This window comes from Paraburkholderia sabiae, assembly GCF_030412785.1.
In the GTDB taxonomy this organism is placed as follows: Bacteria; Pseudomonadota; Gammaproteobacteria; order Burkholderiales; family Burkholderiaceae; genus Paraburkholderia; species Paraburkholderia sabiae.
In genome coordinates, this window is record NZ_CP125295.1 from 4,909,366 (window position 1) to 4,928,597 (window position 19,232).

Consider the following 19,232-nt stretch of genomic DNA (forward strand, 5'->3'; position numbering starts at 1 on the left):
GCGTCACCTGTGTGACATGCACGCCGCATGCAAGCGATCTATGCGTTACCGTTTCGCCGACACCGCGACCTGCGAGCCATCGCTCAACGTGAGGGTCTTCGTGCTGCCGTTGGTCGGCATCGTGAAGCGCAGCACCTGGCTCACGCTCGCGTAGTTTGCACATTTGAGCGACTTGCCGTTGTTCGACACGGTCTTGGTGCCTTTCGGCGTTTGTGCCTGGAAGTTCATCTGCACGGTCGCGGTACCGTCTTTCGCGACGACGGGGGCGAAGCGGATCTGCGTCTGACGGATCATGGCGCCATTCGGGTCGAGCGGCAGCGAGGACATATCGGGACAATCGCCATCGACGGCGACGGGGCCGCCGGGCGGCACGGTTTTCCACGTGAAGTCATCGGATTCGCCGGAACGGATGGTGCGCGTTTCCTGCGAGTTGCCGAACTGCTTCGACGTGACCTTGACGGTATAGCGGATAGGGCCGTCCGTGGCGGCCTGCGACGTCACCGTGATCGGCGTTGCCGCGAACGCCGGCAGCGCGACGAGCGCAAGCGTTGCGCATGCGAGAGAAGCCACAACAGAAACGGCGGGAAGTTTGACGCTGATGCTCATACTGTCACCTCGTTGTTGGGCAGCTGCGCGCTGCGGTTTTTTTCGGTCTTTTTGCGTGTTTCAGTTGAAGTCTAACGCCAAGCGGCGGGTCGTGGCGCGGGTGTTTGTACTGCTTGTCATGGGCTGGTTCTTTTCGCTGGCCTCCGCGATTTCGTATCGTGCTGCATGCGTTGCCCCTGTGCGGGGCGGCACCTACTTTTCTTTGCAGCGGCAAAGAAAAGTAGGCAAAAGAAAGCCGCTTTTATACCTCCGGTGCCCGCCAGGATAGCGCTTCGGCATGCCGCAGTTGAGCTGTCGCGCAGCGACGCCAACACTCCGTAGAAAGCCCGCAGTTAACTGCGCACGGCGCGAACACACACACACTCTGGAGCACATAACGCCGCAATCAGACCGACGGCAAACACACAAAAACAAGCCGACAGAATGTGCCCCAGGTGGATGTCATCTTTCGCGCCGCGCGCGCCTGACTGCGGGCTTTCTACGGAGTGTTGGCGTCGCTGCGCGACAGCTCAAAGACCGTGTGCCGTGGCGTTATTCTGGCGGGCACCGGAGGTTTGGAGCGGCTTTCTTTTGCCTACTTTTCTTTGCCGCTGCAAAGAAAAGTAGGTGCCGCCCCGCACAGGGGCGACACTAGCAGACCGACACGAAACCGCGGATGCCAGCAAAAGACAAAAAGCAAAAAACAAAAAACAAAAAAGCAAAAACAAAAAGCCAGAATCGCGACTATCGTCGCAGACAAAAAAATCAAAACCCGGCCAACACCAGCTTCCCAATCGCGCGCCCTTCTTCAAGCATCTTGTGCGCGCGCCGCACATTCTCCGCATTGATCTTGCCGAGACTCTCACCAACAGTAGTCCGCAACGTCCCAGCGTCGACAAGACGCGCCACTTCAGTCAGCAGCTTATGCTGCTCGATCATATCGGGCGTCCCGAACATGGACCGCGTGAACATGAACTCCCAATGAAACGCGGCGCTTTTCGCCTTCAACAACTCGACCGGAACGGGTCGGGCATTCTCGACGATCGTGGCAATCCCGCCCTGCGGCTTGATCACAGCAGCGGCCGCCGGAAAATGCCGATCGGTGTCATTGAACATCAACACATAATCGACCTGCTCGAAGCCGATCGCCTTCAACTGCTCGGGCATGTCGCCGAAATGATCGACGATATGATCCGCGCCCAGCTCCTTCGCCCACTTCGCCGATTCGGGCCGCGATGCCGTCGCGATCACCGTCAGCTTCGCCAGTTGCTTCGCCAGCTGAATGCCGATCGAACTCACGCCGCCCGCGCCGCCGATAATCAGCACCGACTTGCCCGCGTCCCCGCCCTGCGGCGATACGCCCAGCCGGTCGAACAGCGCCTCCCATGCGGTGATCGCCGTCAGCGGCAATGCAGCGGCCTGCGTGAAATCGAGCGACGCCGGCTTGCGGCCCACGATCCGCTCATCGACGAGATGAAACTCGCTGTTCGCGCCCGGGCGCGTGATGCTGCCCGCATAGAACACGGGGTCGCCCGCCTTGAACAGCGTCACGTCCGGCCCGACAGCCTCGACGGTCCCCGACGCGTCCCAACCCAGCACGCGCGGCGTCTTTTCAACGGTGTCCTTCGGCGAGCGCACCTTGTAGTCCACCGGATTCACGGAAATCGCCTCGACCTTCACGAGAATGTCGTGCCCCGTCGGCTGCGGCTTGTCGAGTTCGACGTCGACGAGCGACTCGGGATCGTCGATGGGAAGGTAACGGGTCAGTCCAATGGCTTTCATGACGGCTCCTGGGTTCGTGTGAGGTTTCTGAGCAATTCGCGGACAGCGGCGCAGCATCTGATTCGTCAGTACCGCGCCGATCGCGTTGACTCAACTGTAGAAAATTCTTTACGCTGTGAAAACCGGCGTAATGGCTGAAACATTTTCTGGAATTTCCAAATAATCGATGGACACGGTTCTTCAGACAGCATTGAGCGAACGCGACCGCCTCGACCTGCTCGACGTCGCGCTGTTCGTGCGGGCGGCGTTGCTGGCGAACGTATCGGCGGCGGGACGCGAGTTCGGACTGTCGCCCGCCGTCGCGAGCGCGCGGATCGCGAATCTGGAAAAGCTGCTGGGCGCGCGTCTGCTGCATCGGACGACGCGCCGCGTCAGCCTCACGCAGGAAGGCGAAGTGTTCATGGCGCGCGCTGAAACGCTGCTCGACGCGGCGGCGGCCGCGCGCGCGTCGGTCGGACGCGGACAGGCCGAGCCGCAGGGACGGCTGCGCGTGTCGATGCCGTCGTCGTTCGGCCGGCAGCATGTGTCGCCCGTGATCGCGGCGTTCCTGCGTCGCTATCCGGGCGTGAGCGTCGATTTGCGTCTCACCGACACGATCGTCGATCTCGTCGATGCCGGCGTCGATGTCGGCATCCGGCTAGGCGCGCTGAAAGATTCGACGCTCGTCGCGCGGCGGCTCGCGGCGAACCGGCGCGTGATCTGCTGCGCGCCGTCGTATCTCGCCGAACGCGGCACGCTGCATCATCCGTCCGATCTCGCGCAGCATGAGTGCGTGATCCTCGCCGATCAGCGCGACTGGTCGTTCGTCACGCCCGCGGGGCCGCTCAGCGTGCGCGTCGGCGGGCGGCTCGCCACCGACAACGGCGAAGTGATACGCGATGCCCTGCTCGCGGGTTTCGGCATCGCGCTGAAATCGACGTGGGACGTCGCGCCTTATCTTCGCAGCGGCGAACTGGTCAGCGTGCTCGATTCGTATCCGCTCGCCGAAACGGTCGCGATCTGGGCGGTGTATCCGTCGCGCGCGTTCGTGCCGCCGAAGACCGTCGCGTTCATCGATTTTCTCGCCGCCCATTTCGGCGACCCGCCGTATTGGGACACGGACAACAAGACAGTTTGACGCTCACTCAACGACGCTTGTCACCCGTTCCAGCGGAATTCTCGTTGACATGCTCATCGTTCTGCGTGCGTTCCTGATAGTCGCCGCCGCCGCGCCGGTCGGTATCCTCAAGCCCATGCTCGAGGTCGCTGTGCGCCTGTTTGCCGACGCCGCGCGGCTCATGCTCGTGCTGCGACTCCATGCTTTGATCCGATTCGTGTGGCAACGGCGCGGCCTCTTCGCCGAACGGACGCTTCGGCACGTTCGACTGGTCGTTGCCTTCGGGGCGGGTTTCGTACTCTTCGTGCTCGTCGCCCGTCGCGTGTTGCTGCGATGTCTTCATGATGCTCTCCCTCAATTGCATGCGATGACGCTCGCGCATCCCGCACTTTGCCCATCTGCCGATGCGCGAAGTCTCAATCGTGTTCCGCCGTATCGAGCCTGCGCCGCATCGCGGCCGTGATGCGCTGCTTCGTCTTCGCGTAATCGGCCCACGGATCGCTTTTCAGCGCATCGAGCCGCTCATGCACGTTGGCGATGTTCCATTGATCGCCCGCCGTCGTGCCGGGCACTTCGTCCCATGCCAGCGGCACCGACACGCCCAGCCCAGGCCGCGCGCGCAGCGAATACGCGCAGACGGTGCTTGATCCACGACCGTTGCGCAGATAGTCGACGAAAATCTTGCCCTTGCGATTCTGCGCGCCCATCTTCGCGGCGAAGTGCTTCGGCAGCGCGGTCGCCATGTGCTGCGCGACGGCCTGCGAGAACGCCTTCACTTCGTCCCAGCCCAGTTGTTTCGCGATCGGCACGACGACATGCAGCCCCTTGCCGCCGCTCGTCTTGCAGAACGACGCGAGGCCGAGTTCGTCGAGCAGTTCGCGCGTGAGTTGCGCCGCTTCGATCATCCGCTTCCAGCCGAGCGCCGGGTCCGGGTCGAGATCGAACACCATGCGGTCCGGCTTCTCGATGTTCGCGGCCACCGCGTTCCATGTATGCAGTTCGATCGTGCCCATCTGCGCCGCGCCGACGAGCGCCGCTTCGCTCTCGATCGTCAGCAGCGGCGGATGATCGGGGTCCAGTCCCGGATGCTGCGTGATATTCGGAATCGCGAGCTTCTGGCTGTGCTTCTGAAAGAACAGTTCGCCGCCGATATCCTCCGGCGCGCGCACCAGCGCGACAGGCCGGTCCTTCAGAAACGGCAGCATCCACGATGCCACCGAGGCGTAGTATTCGGCGAGTTCGAGCTTGCTCGCGCCCGTGCTCTTGTCGATCACGCGATCGGGATGCGAGATGCGAACGCCGGAAACGGTCGCCGTGCCCGCCTTGCTGGATCTGGCCTTTGAAGTTGCCTTCGGTTCGGCCTGCGGCTGAGCCTTAGCCTGAACCTCCGCCGTCTTCGACTTCGACACACGCTTTTTCTTCGCCGGACCGGCTCCCGATTCTTCCATGATGTGCTGCACGTCATCCCCCTTTTGCGGCGCTTCGTGGACGATCTGCTTCGCGGGCTTGTCGCTGCGCAAGCTGACGAACGACGCCTGCCGCACGACGCCGTCGCTCGTCCATTCCGCGAAGTTGCATTCGGCGACGAGTTCCGGCTTCACCCAATGTACGGGCGTGCGGCTTCGTTCGCGCGGTTCGCTCGCGAACGGCATCGTCGCCGTTTCGCGCGCGTCGAGTGCCTTCTTGATCGAGCGCAGTTTGGTCGCGTCGAAACCGGTGCCGACGCGTCCCGCGTATTGCAGCTTGCCCTTCGTGTCGTACACGCCGAGCAGCAAAGCGCCGAACGCTTCGCGGCTGCCCGCCGGCTCCGAATACCCGCCGATCACGAACTCCTGACGACGCCTGCACTTGAGCTTGATCCACGCGGGCGAGCGGCCCGACACATAAAGGCTGTCGCGCCGCTTGCCGATGATGCCTTCGAGCTGCATGTCACACGCGCTCTTCAGCAACTGATCGGCATCGAAACCGAAGTCCGACGAAAAGCGCAGTGAATCGTCGCCGACGGTTTCGAGCAGCGCGCGCAGAATCGCGCGACGCTGCTCGAGCGGCACACCGCGCAGGTCGTAGCCGTTCAGATAAGGCAAGTCGAACAGATACAGCGTCATGTCTTGCGGACGGTTCGCGTCGAAAGCGTTTTGCAGCGCCTGGAAATTCGGCACGCCGTTGCTGTCGAGCACCACGGCTTCGCCATCGAGCCACGCGCTGTCGACGCCGACGTTCGCGATCGCCTTGACCTGCTTGCTGAACTTCGCGCTCCAGTCGTTGCCCGCGCGCGTGAAAATCTTCACGGGTTCCTTCGACGTGCGATCGATGCGCGCCAGCACGCGATAGCCGTCGAACTTGATTTCGTAGAGCCAGTCGTCGCTGGCGGGCGCGCTGTCGACGAGCGTCGCCAGTTGCGGCTTGAGCGCGGCGGGCAACTTCGCCTCGACGGCGCCTTCGATCGACGGATGTTCAGCCAGTTCGCGCAGCGATTGCGCGTTGCGCGTCGCGACGATGTCGGGACGGTCGTCGGGCGTGCCTTTGGCTTTGCGCGACGAAGCAGCCTTCGACGCCTTCACCGACGCGTTCGCGCGTTCCTCTTTGGTCTTGCCTGCTACCGCTTTGCCTGCGCCATCCGCACCATACGCACCATTCATTCCGCCGCGCGCGCCCGGCGCATCCGACAGCACGCTGCCTTGCCGCGCTTCGAGTACGTCATAGTCGGCTTCGCTTCGCGCTTCGTCGTCGCGCTCCTTGATGAGGAGCCACTGCTCCTTGTCGCCGCTGCCGCGCATGTGACTGCGCACGAGCGTCCAGCCGCCGTGCAGCTTGTGGCCGTTCAGATGGAACTTGAGCTTGCCCGCCTGGTACGCTTCACGTCCGCCCGCTTCGCCGCCCACGGGTTCCCACGTGCCACGATCCCAGACGATCACCGACCCCGCGCCGTAATTGCCCTCGGGGATGTCGCCTTCGAACGAGCCGTATTCGATCGGGTGATCTTCGACATGCACGGCGAGCCGTTTGACGGACGGGTCGAGGCTCGGTCCCTTCGGCACGGCCCACGATTTCAACGTGCCGTCGAGTTCGAGACGGAAGTCGTAGTGCAGGCGTCGTGCGTCGTGTTCCTGAATCACGAACGACAACTCGTGCTGCTTCGCCGTCTTCCGTGCCGGGGCCTTCGCGGACGTTGCGCGCTTCGTGCTCTTTGCGCGTCCGGCGACACCCGACGGCTCCGGCGTTTCATTGAAGCGGCGCTTGCGCTGATAGGTCTCGAGCTTGTCGGTCATGATCGATATGCGCTTCCTGTTGTGCGGCAGGCGACGTGGCGTGCGTCAACGGCGCGCGGACCTCACGCCGCGCGACGTTTGCGCGCCGCAGTCGTCGTGCTCTTGCGCGCGGTCGTTCCTGTCGAGCGTCGTGTGGTCTTCTTCGCTGCCGCGCGCGGTTTTGCAGGCGCGGCTTCCTCTGTGTCGGCTTCGTCGCGTGCCGCGGCGCGCGCCGCAGGTTTGCCCTTGCCGCCGCCGCGTCCGAGGCTGCGTTTGAGCAGATCGGACAGATCAAGAATATCCGCAGATGGACGCGCTTCGCGCGGCGTTTCGATATCCATCACCTCTTCCGTCATGCCCGCCTGCACCTTCCTGTCGACGAGCGCGAGGATGTCGTCGCGGAACGTGTCCTTGTAGTCGGCGGGATCCCACTTGTCGCTCATGTCGCCGATCAGCTTTTTCGCCATGTCCAGTTCGCGCGCCGTCACGCCCGACTTCTTCGCGCTTTCGTCGGGCAGCTTGAATTCGTCGAAGGGACGCACTTCGGCTGCCCAGCGCAGCGTGTTGAGCGCGAGCATCGGCCCGACGGGAATCAGCGCGGCCAGATGCTGCTTGTTGTGCATCACGACGTTCGCGACGCCGATCTTGCCCGTCGCCTTCATTGCGTCGCGCAGCAACGCGTAGACCTTCTCGCCCTTGCGATCGGGCGTCAGGTAATACGGGGTGTCGAGATAGAGAAACGGAATTTCGGGCGCTTCGACGAACGCGATGATGTCGATCGTCTGCGTCGATTCGGGATTCGCCGCGCGAATCTCTTCGTCCGTCAGCACGACGTATTTGTCCTTCTCGTACTCGTAGCCGCGCACGATGTTTTCGCGCGTCACTTCCTTGCCCGTGCGCTTGTTGATCTGCCGATAACCGATGGGATCGATCGAGCGTTTGTCGAGCAGATTGAAACCGACTTTCTCCGACTTCGTCGCCGGATAAAGTTGTACGGGCACATGGACGAGACCGAAGCTGATCGCGCCTTTCCAGATCATATGAGCCATCGCGCGCTCCCGGAAGTTGAACTCCTAGCGAAGCAGCAAGCGTGCCCAGCATTCGGGCACGCCGCCACGCGCGCTGCGGATGCAACACGCGGCACAGCACGCAGCGGCACGGCGCAATCTCGCTGTAAGACTTGCGTCGAGGCGGAAAAAGCTACGGACGCCGGAACAGTGACATGCGCTTCATTCGCCCGCTCATTCGACCAGGCAAGGCACCGCGGCATAACCGCGAAAACGCACACGGCCGCCGCGCGTCGGCTCGCCGCTGATTCTGTACGACGGAAAGCGCCGCACGAAACGCCCGATCGCGATCCGCGCTTCGAGCCGCGCAAGCGACAGTCCCGCGCATTGATGAATGCCGAAGCCGAACGCGAGATGCCGGTTCGGCGTACGGCGGATATCGAAGCGGTCGGGATCGGCGAACTGCTCGGGATCGCGATTCGCCGCGCCGATGCACAGCGTCACGGGCGTGCCCGCCGTCACCGGCACGCCGCCGATCTCGGTATCGAGCATCGTCATCCGGTTGCCGAGCTGGTTCGAACTTTCGAAACGCAGGCATTCCTCGATGGCGCTGTCGATCAGTTCCGGCTCGCGCAGCAAGGCCGCGCGTTCTTCCGTCCAGACGCTCAGCGTGACGAGACCGTTGCCGATCAGATTGGTCGTCGTTTCGTGACCGGCGTTCAGGATGAAGATGCAGTTCTGCAGCAGTTCGACTTCGGACAACTGCTCGCCACCCGCCTCGCCCTGAATCAGGCGCGTGAGCACGTCGTGTTGCGGATCGCCCGGCGCCGCGCGGCGTCGCGCGACGAGATCCTTCAGATACGCAACGAACTCCGTCACCGCGCGATTGCCGCGCTCGTGCTGCGCCGGCGTCAGCGAAGGTTCGAGCGCGCCGAGAATCGCCAGCGACCAGTCGCGCAACGGCTCGCGTTCGTCGTGCGGCACGTCGAGCAGATTGCCGATCACTTCGACGGGAATCGCCGCCGCGAAATCGCCGATCAGGTCGATCTCGCGGCGCGCGGCCGCACGATCGAGCAAGCCGTCGACGAGATGCACGAGCCCGCTTTCCATCGCGGCGATCGCGCGCGCCGTCAGCGCACCCGCGATCAGCTTGCGCACGCGCGTGTGCAGCGGCGGATCGTTGAACACGAGACTGGTCGTGTGATGCTCGAACAGCGGCGTCGCGCCGTACTTCGGTGCGAACTCGACTTTCTTGTCGGAGCTGAATGTCTTCGGATCGCGATAGACGGCCTGCACGTCGCGATAACGCGTCAGAAAAAGCGAGCCGTCCGGCATGCGCTTGACGGGCTCGTGCGTGCGCAGCGCGTGATAGACGGGATACGGGTCCGCGTGAAACGACGCATCGAGATGCCGCAGATCGAAATCGCGGGCGATGCCGGCCTCGTGGGACGGGGTCATGGGTGTCTCCGGGTTTTGTCTTCGCCGGCGATGCGGCTGGTTATCGACGCATCGGGCGGATTGTTTTGAGCCGTCAGTATGAACCATGCCGCCACGCGTTTCAGCCCGTGCGGGCGGCCCGCGCCGAACCGTTACAATAGCCGGATTTCCCGTGCCGTCCTGCCGCGACGTCCTGACTAGCTGCTCACTTCCCGCGTCGACATGAATCTCGTCATCCAAAGCCTCACCCCGATTGCCGCCGAACATCACAAGCCGCTGCTGGCACTGTCGCGCGGCGCTAAGCTGTCCGCGATCGATCCGTGCGCCGTGCGCATCGACAGCGCCGACGTCGGGCAGCGCCCCGACCTCGACGTCTACTGCGGTACGCACGAACTCGACTACGCGTTCGTCGAAGCGGGCCGTCGTCTGACGGACTTCGGCCTCGTCGCGATGGACATGGATTCGACGCTGATCACGATCGAATGTATCGACGAAATCGCCGACTTTTGCGGGCTGAAGGCGGAAGTCGCGGCGATCACGGAAGCGTCGATGCGCGGCGAGATCAAGGATTTCAACGAGAGCCTGACGCGCCGCGTCGCGCTGCTGAAGGGCCTCGACGCCAGCGCGCTCGAAAAGGTCTACGAGCAGCGTCTGCAACTATCGCCGGGCGCAGAGAAGATGCTGGCGGGCGCGAAGGCGGCGGGCATGAAGACGCTGCTGGTGTCGGGCGGCTTCACGTTCTTCACCGAAAAGCTTCAGGCGCGTCTCGGACTCGATTTCACGCGCGCCAACACGCTGGAAATCGTCGACGGCAAGCTGACTGGCCGCGTGCTCGGCGAGATCGTCAACGCCGACGTGAAGGCGCGTACGCTGCGCGAAGCGTGCGACAAGCTCGGCATCGAACCGACGCGCGCGATCGCAATGGGCGACGGCTCGAACGATCTGAAGATGATGGCGGCGGCGGGCCTGTCCGTCGCGTTCCGCGCGAAACCCGTTGTGCGTGAAGCAGCGAGCGTCGCGTTCAATCATGTCGGACTCGACGGATTGCTGCGGCTGTTCTGAAACGCGTTTGCGCGACCACCGTACGATATAAAAAAGCCCGCTCGAAATTCGAGCGGGCTTTTTTTGTAATGCGACGAAGCGCTACGCGTTCAACCCAGCGCGACGAGACAACGCTCGATGTCCTTGCGCAGATCCCCTTCGTCTTCGAGACCGACGTAGAAACGCACCAGCGTGCCGCGATGCGGCCATTGCGACTCGGTACGCATCGACGCGACGTTGTACGGCATCACGAGACTTTGCGCGCCACCCCAGCTCCAGCCCAGCGAGAACAGGTCGAGCGACTCGCAGAACGTGTCGATCTGCTCAGGCGTATAACGCGCATCGAACACGACCGAGAAGAGCCCGCCCGCGCCCGTGAAATCGCGCTGATAGAACTCGTGCCCCGGACAATCGGACAGCGCCGGATGCAGCACCGCGGCGATTTCGGGGCGTGTCTTCAGCCACCTGGCGAGTTCGAGCGCGCTCTTCGTGTGCTGCTCGAAACGCACTTTCATCGACGGCAGGCTGCGCAGGATCAGCGAGCAATCGTCCGACGACACGCCGATGCCCATGCGCATCCGAGCCATTTTCAGCTTCAGATGCAGTTCCTTGTCGACCGTGATGGTCGCGCCCATCAGCACGTCGCTGCCGCCCGACTGGTACTTCGTGAGCGCCTGCATCGAAATGTCGACGCCGTGTTCGAACGGCCGGAACGCGAGTCCCGCAGACCACGTGTTGTCGATTGCCGTGACGACGCCACGCGCGCGAGCAACAGCCGTGATGGCCGGAATATCCGACACTTCCATCGTCACCGAGCCCGGCGCTTCGAGCCAGATCAGCTTCGTGTTCGGCTGGATCAGATCGGCGATGCCCGCGCCGATCATCGGATCGTAGTAGCGCGCAGTGATGCCGAAGTCCTTCGCGAGCCATTCGGCGTGGTCGCGGTTCGGCGAGTAGACGTTGTCGGGAAGCAGCACGTCGTCGCCCGATTTCACGAAGCCGAAATAGACGTTCGAAATCGACGACAGACCGGACGGCTGCAACAGCGCATGACTGCCGCCTTCGAGCGCGGCGAGCCGCTGCGCGAGTGCGATCGACGTCGGCGTCGCGTGCAGGCCGTAGCGCCATTGCGCGTCGTTCTTCCAGTCGAGCGCGCGCATCGCTGCGAGGTCCGGAAACACGACCGTCGACGCACGCGCCACGGGCACCGAGAACGATTCCCAACCGTGCGTGATCTGATCGTCCGGTTGAACGATGCGAGTCTGCAAGCCGTGCTTCGGAGTCTTTTGAGTCATGGTCAGATTGAGTTGGATTCGTCAGTGATACGCGTGGCGCTTATTCGCACTTATTCGCCGATCGTCAGATTGCTCACACCGTTGACGGCCTGGCCGCGCGACTGGGCGGGTTGCGACGACGGTTGTTGTGCGGAAGGTTGTGCCGCGGGTTGTACCTGCTTCTGCGCCTGAGCAGGCGCCGCGGCGACGGGCGCTTTCTGTCCCGCAGCCATCGGCCGCAACGAAAATTCCAGCGGCTCGGAGTCGTCGACATTCATCCGCTCGCCTTCGAGCGAACCATCGGCGGCAAATTTGCCGACCCAGTTGCCCGTGATATGCGTGCCGTCGTTCGACTCTTCGACTTCGAGCGTGTCGCCGTCGCGGTCGCCTGCGATCAGGATCACTTCGCCCGTGTCGGCGTACTGATATTCACCGTGCACGCCGCCCGCATCTTCCCGATCGGTTTTCGCGCCCAGGCGCAGCACGATCTGCCGCTTGCCGAGCGTGCCCGCGTATTGCGGAAACTTCGCGAACTCCGGGCTGGGTTTCAGCGGCAACTGGATTGCCGGCGGCGCCGCAAGTTGCTTGACGGCGTCACTCTGCGCATGCGCCGCGCCCGGCAGCGCGACCGTGACGGCCAATGCCGTAGCCGCGATCATCGCAGGCCACGACGCCCTGGGTTTCGACCTTCTTTCCTGCATCCGTGTGTTCCTTTCAACCGGCTTGACGACGTACGCGACGTCGAGAATCCGCTTCGACCGGTTATACCGCAAGTTCGTTCAGAGACGGGACGGCGCGGCGAGCGCTGCCGTCCCGGACGAGTGGATCAGATCCGCTCGAAGATGGCCGCGATGCCCTGCCCGCCGCCGATGCACATCGTCACGAGCGCATAGCGTCCGCCGATGCGCTGCAGTTCGTACAGCGCCTTCACCGTGATCAGTGCGCCCGTCGCGCCGATCGGGTGACCGAGCGAAATGCCCGAGCCATTCGGGTTGACCTTCGCGGGATCGAGGCCCAGTTCCTTGCTGACGGCGCACGCCTGCGCGGCAAACGCCTCGTTCGCTTCGATCACGTCGAGATCGTTGACCGTCAGACCCGCGCGTTCGAGCGCCTTCTGCGTCGCGGGCACGGGACCGATGCCCATATAGTTCGGATCGACGCCCGCATGCGCGTACGCGACCAGCCGGCCGAGCGGCTTCGCGCCGCGCTTCTCGGCGACGCTGCGCTCCATCAGCACGACGGCAGCCGCGGCGTCGTTGATGCCCGATGCGTTGCCCGCCGTCACCGTGCCGTTTTCCTTCGCGAACACGGGTCTCAACTTCGAGAAATCGTCGGCGCTTGCGTTCAGGCGGACGTGCTCGTCCGTGTCGAACACGGTGTCGCCCTTCTTCGACGCAATCGTGATGGGAAGAACCTGATCCTTGAAGTAGCCGGCTTCGATCGCCTTGGCCGCGCGATGGTGCGATTCAAGTGCGAGCGCGTCCTGCGCGTCGCGCGAGATGTCGTACTTTTTCGCAACGTTTTCGGCCGTCACGCCCATGTGGATCGTTTGAAACGGATCGTGCAGCGCGCCGAGCATCATGTCGACGATGCTCGCGTTGCCCATGCGCTGGCCGAAACGCGCCGACGGCATGATGTACGGCGCGCGACTCATGCTTTCGGCACCGCCACCGATCGCGATGTCGGCATCGCCGAGCAGCACGCTCTGCGCCGCCGACACGATCGCCTGCAGGCCCGAGCCGCACAGACGGTTCACGGTCAACGCGGGTGCGTGCTGCGCAACGCCGCCGTTGATCGCCGCGACGCGCGCGAGGTACATGTCCTTCGGTTCCGTGTGGATCACGTTGCCGAACACGACATGGCCGACTTCGTCGCCGGCCACGTTCGCACGCGACAACACCTCGCGCACGACGCGCGCGCCGAGATCCGTCGGTGCGAAATCTTTCAGGCTGCCGCCGAAGTCGCCGATTGCCGTGCGGACGCCGCTCACTACCACCACTTCACGTTGCATCGCTTGCTCCTCTCATTGGTCTCAGTTGGATCCTGGTTGCATCGCACGCGCCGCGTGGGCGCCGTGCGTGATCTTGTCTTCGAACATACCGGAGTTGCCGGAATCGCGCGCTGAATCTGATGCGGCTGGGTGGGACGGCGCCTGCGCTCAGGCGCCGAGCAGCTTCTCGACCGACGCGCGATCGGGAATCGGCGCGACGGCGCCGAAGCCTTGTGTCGACAGCGCGGCCGCGACGTTCGCGTAGCGTGCCGCCTGAAACGGATTGTCGCCCGCGACGATGCGCGCGATGAACGCGCCGCCGAAACAGTCGCCCGCGCCCGTCGCATCGACGGCGTTGACGACGTGGCCCGGCACGACGCGGCGCTCGTCCGGCGTCGCGATATACGAGCCTTCCTTGCCGAGCTTCAACGCGACCACGCGCGGCCCTTGCGCGAGCAGAAAATCGACGATGTCGTCGCGTGCCGTGAGGCCCGTCAGTTCGGTGACGTCGTCCCAGCTCGGCAGGCAGATGTCCGTCTGGCGGATCGCTTCGAGCATCACCGCGCGCGCCCGAGCGAGCGGCCACAGCTTGAGGCGCAGGTTCGTATCGAAACTCACGAGCACGTTGTTCGCGCGCGCGTGCGCGATCGCGGCGAGCGCGGCGTCGCAGGCGTTCACGCCGATCGCGAGACTGATGCCCGACAGATGAATGACCTTGGCGGCGGCGATCGCGTCAAGCGGCAAGTCGCGCGGCGCGTAACGGCTCGCGGCCGACCCTGCGCGCAGATAGTCGAACTGGTGGCCAGCCGGACCGTGCGACACGAAATACACGCCCGTCGGCGCCTGATCGTCGATCCTGACGAACGACGTATCGACCTGCTCGCGCTGCCACAAGTCGATCAGCAGACGTCCGAACTGATCGTTGCCGACAGCCGACACGAACCCCGCCGACGCGCCCTGCCGCGCCGCCGCGATGCAGAAGTTCGACGTGTCGCCGCCGAAGCCTTGCAGATACGTCGGCTGGTCTTTCTCGGACTGGTTGAATTCAACCATCGCCTCGCCGAGCGCGAGGATGGACGGCGTGCCAGCGGACGCGGTGGACGTCATGCTCAGACCTCGCCCCACAGATCGTGGCCGTCGGCACCCGTGATCTTCACCGACACGAAATCGCCGACCTTGTAGCGCTTCGACGCCTTCGTCGCGGGCGCGATATAGACCACGCCGTCGATTTCGGGTGCGTCCGCCGCCGTGCGGCCGATGCCGCCGTCGGGATTGATTTCGTCGACGAGCACTTTCAGCGTCTTGCCGACCTTGCGCGCGATGCGCTTCGCCGACACTTCTTCCGCGACTTCCATGAAGCGCGCGCGGCGCTCTTCGCGGACTTCGTCGGGCAGCGCGCCGTCGAGTTCATTGGCCGTTGCGCCTTCGACGGGCGAATACGCGAAGCAGCCGACGCGATCCAGTTCCGCCTCGCGGATGAAGTCGAGCAGCGTTTCGAACTGCTCTTCCGTTTCGCCGGGGAAGCCCGCGATGAACGTGCTGCGGATGGTCAGGTCCGGACAGATCTCGCGCCATGCGCGCACACGCTCCATGACCTTCTCGGCGTTCGCCGGGCGCTTCATGCGCTTGAGCACTTCGGGATGCGCGTGCTGGAACGGCACATCGAGATACGGCAGCACGTGACCCTTGAGCGAACCTTCCGCCATCATCGGAATCACTTCGTCGACGCTCGGGTACGGATACACGTAATGCAGACGCACCCACGCGCCGTACTGCGCAGCGAGTTCGCCGAGCGCGCCGACGAGGTCCGTCATGCGCGTCTTGATCGGCTTGCCGTTCCAGAAACCCGTGCGGTACTTGACGTCGACGCCGTACGCGCTCGTGTCCTGCGAGATGACGAGCAGTTCCTTCACGCCCGACTTGAACAGGTTTTCCGCTTCGAGCATCACTTCGGCCACGGGACGCGACACGAGGTCGCCGCGCATCGACGGGATGATGCAGAACGTGCAGCGGTGATTGCAGCCTTCGGCAATCTTCAGATACGCGTAGTGACGCGGCGTGAGCTTGATGCCCGCAGCGGGCACGAGGTCGACGAACGGATCGTGCGGCTTCGGCAGATGGCTGTGCACGGCCTGCATCACTTCGCCGACCGCGTGCGGGCCCGTCACGGCGAGCACTTTCGGATGCACTTCTTCGATCAGGTTCGAGCCGCTCGCGCTTTGCTTCGCGCCGAGACAGCCGGTGACGATCACCTTGCCGTTTTCGTTCAGCGCTTCGCCGATGGCGTCGAGACTTTCCTGCACGGCTTCGTCGATGAAACCGCAGGTGTTGACGACGACGAGATCCGCGCCGTCATACGTGCCGGAGATTTCGTAACCCTCGGCGCGCAGTTGCGTGATGATCTGTTCGGAATCAACGAGGGCTTTCGGGCATCCGAGTGAGACGAATCCGACCTTCGGAATCGAAGCGGTCGGCGCGGCGGGGGTCGAAGTCTGCGACATAGAGAGTGGTCCGGCGAGAAGCGATGAGTGACGCGATATGTGGGGCTTGGGCGTGCAGCCCGCACGCCGGAATCTCGGCAAACGTGGGCGCACCGTGCGACGGCGCAAGGGCCGTCGCGAAATGGGGCCATGTGGATCTTGTGGGAGATCGGCGCGGCCCCGCGCAAGCAACCTCATATTATACCGTGGCGACGGGCGCCGAGGCGCCGCGCGGCCACCCTGCTTCCGTGCCGCCATGGACTGCCGGCGAAAGACACGGAGCGAAAAGCAAAACAGGAACAGCGTGCCGTCCGCCCGGCTCGCTACCGGGCAGACTCGGGCAGACTCACATCGAAAACCGTGCGCGGGAAAACGCCAGCGCTGCTACTTCTTCTCCGGCTCCGGATTCCCTTGCGGCGCAGGCTGCGTGAATGGGAACGAGCTGAACATGGTCTTCGCCTGGTTCTGCATCTGCTCCTGCATCTGCACGAACATGTTCTTCGACTGCTCGATATAGCTCGTCATCATCCCCTGCATCATCGGGGCCTGCATGTTCATGAATTGCGACCAGACTTCCGGATTCATCGTCTTGCCTTCGTACAGGCCCTTCGACTGATCCGCGAGCTTGTTCTGGATGTCGATGAACGCCTGGATGTTCTTTTCCAGGTACGTGCCCATCATGCCCTGCATCGCGTGTCCGTAGAAACGGATGATCTGTGACAGCATCAGCGACGAGAACATCGGCAGGCCGCCGCTCTCCTCTTCGAGAATGATCTGCAACAGGATGCTGCGCGTCAGGTCTTCGTTGCTCTTGGCATCGATGACCTTGAAATCCTCCTGATCCAGCACGAGCTGCTTCACATCGGTCAACGTGATGTAAGTGCTGGTCTCTGTATCGTACAGTCGACGGTTCGGATATTTCTTAATGAGTCGTTCGGCTGTTTTCTTTGTAGTAGTGGTCATGTAACGCCTTTGAGCGCGAATGAAGCGCAGAAACGGCGTCCTGCCGCACGCACAGCTTGTCGCCGCGCGTACCAGACGCCGCCAGAAACATCTGAACCATGCAACGTCCTGCTCTGTTCGTGCTGCGACAAAACAGGACGCTCACGGATCAGCCCATATGCAGGCCGCCGTTCAGGGAGAAGTCGGCCCCCGTCGAGAAGCCCGACTCGTCCGACGCCAGCCATGCAACGATCGACCCGATTTCATCCGGCGTGCCGAGACGGCGTACCGGAATCGTCGCGACGATCTTTTCCAGCACGTCGGCGCGGATCGATTTCACCATGTCCGTGCCGATGTAGCCCGGCGAAACGGTGTTGACCGTCACGCCCTTGGTGGCCACTTCCTGCGCGAGCGCCATCGTGAAACCGTGAATCCCCGCCTTCGCGGTCGAGTAGTTCGTTTGACCGAACTGACCTTTCTGGCCATTCACCGACGAAATGTTGATCACGCGGCCCCAGCCACGCTCGACCATGCCGTCGATGACCTGCTTCGTGACGTTGAAGAGGCTGGTCAGGTTCGTGTCGATCACGGCCGTCCAGTCTTCATGCGTCATCTTGCGGAACACGACGTCGCGCGTGATGCCCGCATTGTTCACCAGCACGTCGACTTCGCCGCATTCCGCTTTCACCTTGTCGAATGCGTTCTTGGTCGATTCCCAGTCGCCCACGTTGCCTTCCGAAGCAACGAAGTCGAAGCCCAGAGCTTTCTGATCTTCGAGCCACTTCACGCGGCGCGGCGAGTTCGGGCCGCAACCCGCGATCACCTTGAAGCCATCCTTGTACAGACGCTGGCAAATGCTCGTGCCGATGCCACCCATGCCGCCCGTTACGTACGCAATTCGTTGTGACATAAAACACACTCCATTATCGTTTTACGAGACGCCAGCCGCCTCGTGCTTCGCCTTCCAATGTCCGGCGCACCCGCTCACTCGCGCTGCGTGCACCGGACCGCGCCACGCCGCCGGCCGCTCTTCAGCGGACACCGGCGCGTGCCGGCCTCCTCGTGAAACGTCCGCTTCTGCTTACGGACGCTCGAGCGCGAGCGCCACGCCCATGCCGCCGCCGATACACAGCGACGCCAGGCCGCGCTTCGCGTCGCGCTTCTGCATTTCGTGCAGCAGCGTGACGAGAATCCGGCAGCCGGATGCGCCGATCGGGTGACCGATCGCAATCGCGCCGCCGTTCACGTTGATCTTCGACGTGTCCCAGCCCATCTGCTTGTGCACAGCCAGCGCCTGCGCCGCGAAGGCCTCGTTGATTTCCATCAGGTCGAGATCGTTCACGCTCCAGCCCGCGCGCTCCAGACAGCGGCGCGAGGCCGGCACCGGGCCCATGCCCATCACCTTCGGATCGACGCCCGCGTTCGCGTACGCCTTGATGCGCGCGAGCGGCGTGAGACCCAGCGCCTCGGCCTTCTTCGCCGACATCACGACGACAGCCGCCGCGCCGTCGTTGAGGCCCGATGCGTTCGCCGCCGTCACCGTGCCTTCCTTCGAGAACGCCGGCTTCAGGCCCGCGAGCGATTCGGCCGTCACGCCGTGACGCACGAACTCGTCCGTCGCGAACGACAGCGGATCACCCTTCTTCTGCGGGATCTGGATCGGCACGATCTCATCATTGAAACGGCCGGACTTCTGTGCGGCTTCCGCCTTATTTTGCGAAAGCGCGGCAAACGCGTCCTGATCTTCGCGCGTGATGCCGTATTCCTTCGCGACGTTTTCGGCCGTCACGCCCATGTGGTACTGGTTGTACACGTCCCACAGGCCGTCGACGATCATCGTGTCGATCAGCTTGGCGTCGCCCATGCGGAAACCGTCGCGCGAGCCCGGCAGCACGTGCGGCGCCGCGCTCATGTTTTCCTGGCCGCCCGCGATGACGATGTCCGCGTCGCCCGCGATGATCGCGTTGGCCGCCAGCATCACGGCCTTCAGGCCCGAGCCGCACACCTTGTTGATGGTCATGCCGGGCACGGCCATCGGCAGACCAGCCTTGATCAGCGACTGGCGAGCCGGGTTCTGACCCGAGCCCGCGGCCAGCACCTGGCCCATGATGACTTCGCTCACCTGCTCGGGCTTCACGCCCGAACGCTCCAGCACGGCGCGGATCACCGTGGCGCCCAGTTCCGGCGCCGCAATCTTCGCCAGCGACCCACCGAATTTGCCGACAGCCGTACGGGCCGCCGATACGATCACTACGTCAGTCATTTGAGTTTCCTCCGGGGCTGCGGCGACATGCTCCACAGTAGCCCGTCAAGTTGTTAATCCGGTCAAGTCAGCGTTACTGCGATACAG

At 63.6% G+C, this 19,232-nt stretch carries 16 protein-coding genes; 2 read left to right on the plus strand and 14 right to left on the minus strand.

From position 1 onward, the window contains the following. Positions 1 to 45: 45 nt before the first annotated feature. Positions 46 to 606: a DUF6013 family protein gene (locus tag QEN71_RS22125; RefSeq protein ID WP_201652205.1), complete on the minus strand. Its 561-nt coding sequence runs from the start codon at positions 604 to 606 to the stop codon at positions 46 to 48. 744 nt (positions 607 to 1,350) lie between these two features. Next, the gene (locus tag QEN71_RS22130; RefSeq protein ID WP_201652203.1) at positions 1,351 to 2,367 is read right to left on the minus strand and encodes a zinc-binding alcohol dehydrogenase family protein; all 1,017 of its coding nucleotides are present in this window, start codon (positions 2,365 to 2,367) and stop codon (positions 1,351 to 1,353) included. Positions 2,368 to 2,533: 166 nt separating this feature from the next. On the opposite strand from QEN71_RS22130, the gene QEN71_RS22135 reads away from it, so the two are divergent. Next, positions 2,534 to 3,484, plus strand: coding sequence for a LysR family transcriptional regulator (locus tag QEN71_RS22135; protein ID WP_201652201.1), 951 nt, complete (start codon positions 2,534 to 2,536; stop codon positions 3,482 to 3,484). Between the two features lie 7 nt (positions 3,485 to 3,491). Here QEN71_RS22135 and QEN71_RS22140 read toward each other — a convergent pair whose 3' ends face one another. The 4 genes from QEN71_RS22140 to QEN71_RS22155 all read right to left on the minus strand — a co-directional run bounded on the left by QEN71_RS22140 (position 3,492) and on the right by QEN71_RS22155 (position 9,176). After that, entirely contained in the window at positions 3,492 to 3,806 is a 315-nt protein-coding gene (locus QEN71_RS22140; protein WP_201652199.1) for a hypothetical protein, read from the minus strand. Positions 3,807 to 3,879: 73 nt separating this feature from the next. Next, positions 3,880 to 6,732 (minus strand): DNA ligase D, encoded by a 2,853-nt coding sequence (ligD, locus tag QEN71_RS22145; RefSeq protein WP_201652197.1) that lies wholly within the window; start codon positions 6,730 to 6,732, stop codon positions 3,880 to 3,882. 62 nt (positions 6,733 to 6,794) lie between these two features. Further along, positions 6,795 to 7,760 (minus strand): non-homologous end joining protein Ku, encoded by a 966-nt coding sequence (gene ku / locus QEN71_RS22150; protein ID WP_201652195.1) that lies wholly within the window; start codon positions 7,758 to 7,760, stop codon positions 6,795 to 6,797. Between the two features lie 192 nt (positions 7,761 to 7,952). After that, the gene (locus QEN71_RS22155) at positions 7,953 to 9,176 is read right to left on the minus strand and encodes a cytochrome P450 (protein WP_201652193.1); all 1,224 of its coding nucleotides are present in this window, start codon (positions 9,174 to 9,176) and stop codon (positions 7,953 to 7,955) included. Positions 9,177 to 9,377: 201 nt separating this feature from the next. On the opposite strand from QEN71_RS22155, the gene serB reads away from it, so the two are divergent. Beyond that, positions 9,378 to 10,217, plus strand: a complete 840-nt coding sequence (gene serB / locus QEN71_RS22160) for a phosphoserine phosphatase SerB (protein ID WP_201652191.1) — start codon at positions 9,378 to 9,380, stop codon at positions 10,215 to 10,217. Positions 10,218 to 10,306: 89 nt separating this feature from the next. On the opposite strand, the gene QEN71_RS22165 is transcribed toward serB, so the two are convergent. From QEN71_RS22165 to QEN71_RS22200, 8 genes are all read right to left on the minus strand, one after another. After that, positions 10,307 to 11,491: a cystathionine beta-lyase gene (locus tag QEN71_RS22165; RefSeq protein WP_201652189.1), complete on the minus strand. Its 1,185-nt coding sequence runs from the start codon at positions 11,489 to 11,491 to the stop codon at positions 10,307 to 10,309. A 50-nt stretch (positions 11,492 to 11,541) separates the two neighbouring features. After that, on the minus strand, positions 11,542 to 12,171 hold the full coding sequence (locus tag QEN71_RS22170) for a hypothetical protein (RefSeq protein ID WP_201652187.1): 630 nt from the start codon (positions 12,169 to 12,171) through the stop codon (positions 11,542 to 11,544). A 125-nt stretch (positions 12,172 to 12,296) separates the two neighbouring features. After that, the gene (gene bktB / locus QEN71_RS22175) at positions 12,297 to 13,481 is read right to left on the minus strand and encodes a beta-ketothiolase BktB (protein ID WP_201652185.1); all 1,185 of its coding nucleotides are present in this window, start codon (positions 13,479 to 13,481) and stop codon (positions 12,297 to 12,299) included. A 147-nt stretch (positions 13,482 to 13,628) separates the two neighbouring features. Further along, a complete protein-coding gene (locus QEN71_RS22180) occupies positions 13,629 to 14,567 on the minus strand; it encodes a sugar kinase (RefSeq protein ID WP_201652183.1) in 939 nt (312 codons plus the stop codon). A 2-nt stretch (positions 14,568 to 14,569) separates the two neighbouring features. Then, positions 14,570 to 15,961 carry a 30S ribosomal protein S12 methylthiotransferase RimO gene (gene rimO, locus QEN71_RS22185; RefSeq protein WP_201652181.1) on the minus strand — a complete coding sequence of 464 codons (1,392 nt, stop codon included), beginning with the start codon at positions 15,959 to 15,961 and terminating at the stop codon, positions 14,570 to 14,572. 363 nt (positions 15,962 to 16,324) lie between these two features. Then, on the minus strand, positions 16,325 to 16,903 hold the full coding sequence (phaR, locus tag QEN71_RS22190; RefSeq protein WP_012400378.1) for a polyhydroxyalkanoate synthesis repressor PhaR: 579 nt from the start codon (positions 16,901 to 16,903) through the stop codon (positions 16,325 to 16,327). 148 nt (positions 16,904 to 17,051) lie between these two features. Then, complete coding sequence (locus QEN71_RS22195) at positions 17,052 to 17,792, minus strand: 3-ketoacyl-ACP reductase (RefSeq protein ID WP_201652179.1); 741 nt, start codon at positions 17,790 to 17,792, stop codon at positions 17,052 to 17,054. Positions 17,793 to 17,963: 171 nt separating this feature from the next. Beyond that, a complete protein-coding gene (locus QEN71_RS22200) occupies positions 17,964 to 19,145 on the minus strand; it encodes an acetyl-CoA C-acetyltransferase (RefSeq protein ID WP_201652177.1) in 1,182 nt (393 codons plus the stop codon). Positions 19,146 to 19,232: the final 87 nt, after the last annotated feature.